The 6,385-nt window shown below is 53.5% G+C and carries 9 protein-coding genes and 4 tRNA genes; all 13 read right to left on the reverse strand.

Annotated features, from left to right (window positions below):
* Positions 1–12: 12 nt before the first annotated feature.
* Positions 13–378 (reverse strand): 50S ribosomal protein L7/L12, encoded by a 366-nt coding sequence (rplL, locus tag F8N43_RS25225; protein WP_008073881.1) that lies wholly within the window; start codon positions 376–378, stop codon positions 13–15.
* An 80-nt stretch (positions 379–458) separates the two neighbouring features.
* Positions 459–959 carry a 50S ribosomal protein L10 gene (rplJ, locus tag F8N43_RS25230; protein ID WP_010467255.1) on the reverse strand — a complete coding sequence of 167 codons (501 nt, stop codon included), beginning with the start codon at positions 957–959 and terminating at the stop codon, positions 459–461.
* Positions 960–1,157: 198 nt separating this feature from the next.
* Positions 1,158–1,853 (reverse strand): 50S ribosomal protein L1, encoded by a 696-nt coding sequence (rplA, locus tag F8N43_RS25235; protein WP_008030883.1) that lies wholly within the window; start codon positions 1,851–1,853, stop codon positions 1,158–1,160.
* The gene (gene rplK, locus F8N43_RS25240; protein ID WP_017341076.1) at positions 1,853–2,284 is read right to left on the reverse strand and encodes a 50S ribosomal protein L11; all 432 of its coding nucleotides are present in this window, start codon (positions 2,282–2,284) and stop codon (positions 1,853–1,855) included. The genes rplA and rplK overlap by 1 nt, the downstream gene beginning before the upstream one ends.
* Before the next feature lie 117 nt (positions 2,285–2,401).
* The gene (gene nusG / locus F8N43_RS25245) at positions 2,402–2,935 is read right to left on the reverse strand and encodes a transcription termination/antitermination protein NusG (protein ID WP_007896622.1); all 534 of its coding nucleotides are present in this window, start codon (positions 2,933–2,935) and stop codon (positions 2,402–2,404) included.
* 9 nt (positions 2,936–2,944) lie between these two features.
* A complete protein-coding gene (gene secE / locus F8N43_RS25250; RefSeq protein ID WP_007896620.1) occupies positions 2,945–3,313 on the reverse strand; it encodes a preprotein translocase subunit SecE in 369 nt (122 codons plus the stop codon).
* A 45-nt stretch (positions 3,314–3,358) separates the two neighbouring features.
* Positions 3,359–3,434: transfer RNA gene (locus F8N43_RS25255), tRNA-Trp, on the reverse strand.
* A gap of 169 nt (positions 3,435–3,603) precedes the next feature.
* Positions 3,604–3,679: transfer RNA gene (locus F8N43_RS25260), tRNA-Thr, on the reverse strand.
* 26 nt (positions 3,680–3,705) lie between these two features.
* Positions 3,706–3,779: transfer RNA gene (locus F8N43_RS25265), tRNA-Gly, on the reverse strand.
* A gap of 23 nt (positions 3,780–3,802) precedes the next feature.
* Positions 3,803–3,887, reverse strand: a tRNA-Tyr gene (locus F8N43_RS25270).
* 142 nt (positions 3,888–4,029) lie between these two features.
* A complete protein-coding gene (locus F8N43_RS25275) occupies positions 4,030–4,470 on the reverse strand; it encodes a hypothetical protein (RefSeq protein ID WP_150634795.1) in 441 nt (146 codons plus the stop codon).
* Positions 4,471–4,477: 7 nt separating this feature from the next.
* Entirely contained in the window at positions 4,478–5,227 is a 750-nt protein-coding gene (locus tag F8N43_RS25280; RefSeq protein WP_150634796.1) for a pantothenate kinase, read from the reverse strand.
* Positions 5,217–6,176 carry a bifunctional biotin--[acetyl-CoA-carboxylase] ligase/biotin operon repressor BirA gene (gene birA, locus F8N43_RS25285; protein ID WP_150634797.1) on the reverse strand — a complete coding sequence of 320 codons (960 nt, stop codon included), beginning with the start codon at positions 6,174–6,176 and terminating at the stop codon, positions 5,217–5,219. Before birA ends, F8N43_RS25280 begins: the two co-directional genes overlap by 11 nt.
* Between the last annotated feature and the right edge of the window lie 209 nt (positions 6,177–6,385).

A 6,385-nucleotide genomic window follows, 5' to 3' on the forward strand; every position in this document is an offset into this window, starting at 1 on the left:
CAAAGTCGATGCTTACTTCAGCTCGACTTTAGCGCCTGCTTCTTCCAGAGTAGCTTTGGCTTTGTCAGCGGCGTCTTTCGAAACAGCTTCCAGAACCATGGCAGGAGCGCCGTCAACTACAGCCTTGGCTTCTTTCAGGCCCAGACCGGTCAGTTCACGTACTGCCTTGATCACGTTAACTTTCTTCTCGCCAGCTTCGGTCAGCATGACGTTGAATTCAGTTTGTTCTTCAACAACGGCAGCAACAGCAGCTGGACCAGCGGAAGCAGCGGCAGCAGAAACGCCGAACTTCTCTTCCATGGCCTTGATCAGCTCAACGATTTCCAGAACGGATTTTTCGCCGATTGCTTCGATGATTTGGTCGTTAGTCAGAGACATGACTATAAATTCCTGTATTGGGGTGACAGCCTACGCGGCCGTCGAAATAAACAATAAACGCTGAAAGGAGACGCTCAGCCTTAGGCTGCAGCAGCTTCTTTCTGGTCGCGAAGAGCCGCCAGAGTACGAGCCAATTTGCTGGTTGCGCCTTGAATCACGCTCATCAGCTGAGAAATTGCTTCGTCACGGGTCGGCAGGCTTGCCAGTACGTCGATCTGATTAGCCGCGAGGAACTTGCCCTCGAACGCAGCTGCCTTGATCTCGAACTTATCCTGACCTTTTGCGAACTCTTTGAAGATACGAGCAGCAGCGCCCGGATGTTCTTTGGAGAATGCAATCAAGGTCGGGCCAGTGAACACGTCGTTGAGCACGTCATATTGAGTGCCAGCAACGGCGCGCTTGAGCAGGGTGTTACGTACAACACGTACGTAAACGCCAGCTTCACGAGCCTCTTTACGGAGTCCGGTCATAGCGCCTACTGTTACGCCACGGGCATCAGCCACGACAGCGGACAGAGCAACTTGGGCAGCCTTGTTGACTTCAGCGACGATGGCCTTCTTGTCTTCAAGTTTAATTGCCACGGGAAAAACTCCTGCTTGTTACCGTTTCATCCAACCGAGGCCAGATGTCGTTTTGGTGTCTGATTCGGTAAGGAACCGGGAGCACCATCTGCGTAGGCTTGAGGTTTAAGACTTGCGTCGCCTACGGTCTTGGATAGCCCCCGCCAGGCAGGGACCCCAATCTTTCAATTGGCGCAATCGCTTACGCCAACCTGTGTCTTACGCGTCGAGCGAGCTTTGGTCGATGACCAGACCTGGGCCCATGGTGGTGCTCAGGGTAACGCGCTTGACGTAAATGCCTTTCGAGGAAGCTGGCTTGATACGCTTCAGATCAGCGATCAGGGCTTCAACGTTTTCCTTCAGCTTGACGGCGTCGAAGCCGATCTTGCCAACGGAAGTGTGGATGATGCCGTTTTTGTCGGTGCGATAACGAACCTGACCAGCCTTGGCGTTCTTAACCGCGGTAGCTACGTCTGGCGTTACGGTGCCGACTTTAGGGTTAGGCATCAGGCCACGTGGACCGAGGATCTGACCCAACTGACCTACAACGCGCATTGCATCCGGGGATGCGATAACTACGTCATAGTTCAGGTCGCCGCCTTTCATTTCGGCAGCCAGGTCGTCCATACCTACACGGTCAGCGCCGGCAGCCAGAGCGGCCTCAGCAGCTGGACCCTGAGTGAACACAGCAACGCGAACAGTCTTACCAGTACCGTGTGGCAGCACAGTAGCGCTACGAACGACCTGGTCAGATTTACGCGGGTCAACGCCCAGGTTCACAGCAACGTCGAACGACTCGCTGAACTTGACAGTCGACAGCTCGGCCAGCAGAGAGGCAGCGTCTACAAAGTTGTAGGACTTGCCTGCTTCGATTTTGCCGGCGATAGCCTTTTGACGCTTGGTCAACTTAGCCATTACACACCCTCCACGTTAAGGCCCATGCTACGAGCAGAACCGGCGATGGTACGCACGGCTGCTTCCATATCAGCTGCAGTCAGATCCGCGTTTTTAACTTTCGCGATATCTTCCAGCTGAGCACGAGTCACGGTGCCAACCTTAACGGTGTTCGGACGAGCGGAACCGCTAGTCAGACCGGCCGCCTTCTTCAGCAGAACCGAAGCAGGGGTGGATTTGGTTTCGAAAGTGAAGCTACGGTCGCTGTAGACAGTGATGATCACTGGAGTCGGCAGACCTGGCTCAATACCCTGAGTACGGGCGTTGAAGGCCTTGCAGAATTCCATGATGTTCACGCCGTGCTGACCCAGAGCAGGACCAACAGGTGGGCTTGGGTTAGCCTGAGCGGCCTTCACTTGCAGCTTGATGTAAGCGGTAATCTTCTTGGCCATGAGGCACTCCAATTACGGGTTCGAACGCCTCGAAAGGCTCCCCGGTTACTTGCGCGTTTATCCCAGTGACGACAAAACCCCACAGCCTAGGGCTGCGGGGTTGGGATGCTTGCTCAGCTAGACCTTTTCGACCTGACTGAACTCGAGCTCTACCGGAGTAGAGCGACCGAAAATGAGCACTGCCACTTGGATCCGACTCTTTTCGTAGTTAACTTCTTCAACCGTACCGGTAAAATCGGCAAACGGTCCGTCATTGACACGTACAGACTCGCCCGGCTCGAACAACGTCTTCGGCTTCGGCTTGTCGCTACCATCAGCAACGCGACGCAGAATTGCTTCTGCTTCTTTATCTGTGATCGGCGCAGGCTTATCAGCGGTACCGCCAATGAAACCCATCACCCGAGGAGTATCCTTGACCAAGTGCCAAGTACCCTCATTCATGTCCATCTGAACCAGCACATAACCTGGGAAGAACTTGCGCTCGCTTTTGCGTTTCTGGCCATTACGCATTTCAACCACTTCTTCAGTGGGAACCAGAATTTCGCCAAAGCCATCTTCCATGCCAGCCAGCTTTACGCGCTCTACCAACGAGCGCATGACATGCTTCTCGTAACCGGAGTAAGCATGCACAACGTACCAACGCTTAGCCACGGGACACCCTTAGCCGACAATCAAGGAAACAAGCCAGCCGAGCAGGGAATCAAGCCCCCACAACAGCAACGCCATAACCAGAACGACAGCCACAACAATCAGCGTGGTCTGCGTGGTTTCTTGGCGAGTTGGCCATACGACTTTACGAATCTCGGTGCGAGCTTCCTTAACCAGTACAAAGAAAGACTTGCCCTTAACTGTCTGCAGACCTACAAAGGCAGCTACAGCAGCAATGACAAGCAATGCAAGCACGCGGTACAGGATCGGCGAAGCAGAATAATACTGATTACCAACAACGCCAACAACCACCAAAGCGACTACTACTAGCCACTTGAGCAGATCGAAGCGAGAGCCTTGAGCTTCAGCTTTAGGAGTCATCTATGAAGATCCTGTGAAAAGAAAGCCAGACACACCAGGTGAATCTGGCAGGTCAGGAGGGAATCGAACCCCCAACCTACGGTTTTGGAGACCGTCGCTCTGCCAATTGAGCTACTGACCTAAAACAAAATCAGGCCGACCATTATGCCGGCCCAAAAAAGACATTACAACAATTTACTCGACAGCCCCGACTTCAAACCAGAGCTATCCGCACGACCACCCAGCAAAAAACCAGTAGCGACCGCGACCATTAAAACAAAGGCAGATATTTTCATATCTGCCTTGTTATATGGAGCTCTTGAGCGGATTTGAACCGCTGACCTCACCCTTACCAAGGGTGTGCTCTACCAACTGAGCTACAAGAGCGCAACACTTTGCAGGATCTGCAAACTTGGAGCGGGTAGCGGGAATCGAACCCGCATCATCAGCTTGGAAGGCTGAGGTTCTACCACTAAACTATACCCGCGAGCTTGCAGCTCTCGCTAAAAATGGTGGAGGGGGAAGGATTCGAACCTTCGAAGTCGTAGACGTCAGATTTACAGTCTGATCCCTTTGGCCGCTCGGGAACCCCTCCTAAGCGAGCCGGCATTCTATATCATGCCAGCCTTCTGTCAAGCATTTTCTCATTAAAAACCTGAGGTTAGCTGCGTTGACGTCACTTCGTAGCGCTTGCCGTTAAAGGCGTTCACTGCGAAGCGGGCGCCATTCTATTCAAACTATTCAGCGGGTGCAACCCCCTCGCACAGCATTATTTTATGTTTTAACTCATTGAATTCTCTAGAAAGGTTTTGCAGCTGAATGTCACCCAGCCAACGCCGGCTTTCAGGGGCGATTCGAACCCAATAACCCGCTAATTCAGGAAGATCCTTTGGCAGGAGCTGATACTTGATCTCCATGCCATTCAAGCGCCGCTCAACGGCCTGAATCGCTTCTTGACGAACAAAACCACCCAAGTACAAACAGCTACCGTCCGACAGAGACGCCTTTCCCTTGTCAAGGGAAGGATCAGTCGTCTCACTCAACAAGCGAATATCCTGCTGCCCTCCCCTATACAAACTCAGAGGAGTGACATCCTTCGCGCGCAGAGGAGCCTCTTGTTGGTGCCAGATGTAATAGAACACATTCAGAACAAGCAGCAGCAGAAACAACCAACGCATAAGAACCTCAGGACAAAGGACATGCCATAGCCAACCCCACAAATACCAGGTCCGGGACCACTCTAGCGTCTGGCACAATCTCAGAAACCAACCCTGCATCTCCACCGGTCAGAAATACGGTAAAATCTGCCCCCCAGTAGCTACGCGCAAGCTCCAACTGGGTCAGAACAAAGCCTCTAAGCATCAGCGAGCAGCCCCGCTCAACCGCTTCGGCGGTTGTGCGGCCGGGAACGAGGCTTTCAATGGCGCGCTCAGCTGCCAGATCCCCATAGCGAATTTTACGGGTATGGGTGCGCAACTGATTTCGCATCAATGGCATTCCCGGACAAATAAATCCCCCGAGATGCTCTCCATCACCGGCGACGAAATCCGCAGTGACGGCAGTACCAAAATCAAGCACCAGGCATGCACCCGATGCTAATTTGAATCCCCCAAGCATCGCGAGCCAGCGATCGAGCCCCAGGCGTTCGAACTCTTCATAGCCATTGCGAACGCCCGACATTTCGCGAGCGGGCGCCGCGCAAACTACTGACACTCCAAAAGTATCGGTCAGCAGAACAATCAATGCACTGGTCTCTTCTGCCGTTCGAACACTGACCAATCGGCAAAACTTGAGGGCGAGCCCCTTGAGCGCGCCCAAACTCTCCAGCAACGCAAGATTGGAGTCCACAACCCCCTCACCAACCACCTGGCGAGCATCAGCTTTGAGTACTCGCCACTTGATGAAACTATTCCCGCAGTCGAGCTCAAGAATCATCACGCAACCTCAAGCTGAGCTCACCACCACTAAAGATTTTTTCCACACCACCCACCTTCAAGCGCAGAGCCCCCTGACTATCAACACCCAGCACCTCGCCATCTACATGGTTAACTCCGGCGATCAACGACACTGCCCGCCCCTGCCACAGATGATTCTGCTCCCACTCTGCCTGGATAGCAGGAAATCCACCGAGCTGATGCCGACGCAAATAAACCTGGAGCATCTGCCCCAACTGCGCGACCAATTGATTGCGATCGAATGACCGCCCTGATTCAAGCCGCAAAGACGTCCACTGCTGATCAACCTCATCGGTCATCTGCATGTTCACATTGATCCCGACACCCAGAACCACATGACACACATCAGCAGGATCTCCCACCAACTCAAGCAGTATCCCCGCGAGCTTTTTCTGACCTACCAAAACATCGTTAGGCCATTTCAAGCCTGCATCTGAGACACCAAGCGCTCGCAAGGTTTGCATGACTGCAAGTCCAACAACAAGGCTCAAGCCTTCCAGCTGGCGCATGCCACCGTCAATACGCAGCACCAGGCTGTAATAGATATTTTCCGCGAAAGGACTTGCCCACTTACGCCCACGACGCCCACGGCCAGACGTCTGCCGCTCGGCGAGCACAAGAAACGGCGCTACCTGACCGCGCTCTATTGCGCGCAGCGCTTCAGCGTTAGTGGAGTCAATTGAATCGAAAACCAGAACGGGCCAATTACAAGAAGGCGCCTGCTCTGCTATCGCGACAGAGTCGAGCAGTGTCAACGGCGAGGCCAATTGATAACCACGCCCTCGCACCTTGTGGATGGACAAGCCAAGCTCAGCCTCCAGAAGCTGAAGCTGCTTCCACACAGCACTCCGACTGACACCTAAAGCGGCGCCTAGCGCTTGACCTGAATGGAATCGGCCATCCTTAAGAAGCTTTAACAACGTCAGCATGCAAGTCCCGCCTCACAATGAGGCCCGCATGATAGCCATGCCTCGAGCCGTTGCATAGAAACCGTACTGGGCAGATTTTCTCGCGGACAAAACAAAACCCCTACCTGCATACGCAGATAGGGGTTTCGGAATTTAATCTTGACGATGACCTACTCTCACATGGGGAAACCCCACACTACCATCGGCGATGCATCGTTTCACTGCTGAGT

This window comes from Pseudomonas fluorescens (assembly GCF_902498065.1).
Classification (GTDB): Bacteria; Pseudomonadota; Gammaproteobacteria; order Pseudomonadales; family Pseudomonadaceae; genus Aquipseudomonas; species Aquipseudomonas fluorescens_BJ.

Excerpts from the sequence above, each read along its gene's own strand:
- rplL (WP_008073881.1), bottom strand. The coding sequence starts at position 378 with ATGTCTCTGACTAACGACCAAATCATCGAAGCAATCGGCGAAAAATCC.
- rplA (WP_008030883.1), bottom strand. The coding sequence starts at position 1,853 with ATGGCTAAGTTGACCAAGCGTCAAAAGGCTATCGCCGGCAAAATCGAA.
- rplK (WP_017341076.1), bottom strand. The coding sequence starts at position 2,284 with ATGGCCAAGAAGATTACCGCTTACATCAAGCTGCAAGTGAAGGCCGCT.
- secE (WP_007896620.1), bottom strand. The coding sequence starts at position 3,313 with ATGACTCCTAAAGCTGAAGCTCAAGGCTCTCGCTTCGATCTGCTCAAG.
- F8N43_RS25275 (WP_150634795.1), bottom strand. The coding sequence starts at position 4,470 with ATGCGTTGGTTGTTTCTGCTGCTGCTTGTTCTGAATGTGTTCTATTAC.
- F8N43_RS25280 (WP_150634796.1), bottom strand. The coding sequence starts at position 5,227 with ATGATTCTTGAGCTCGACTGCGGGAATAGTTTCATCAAGTGGCGAGTA.
- birA (WP_150634797.1), bottom strand. The coding sequence starts at position 6,176 with ATGCTGACGTTGTTAAAGCTTCTTAAGGATGGCCGATTCCATTCAGGT.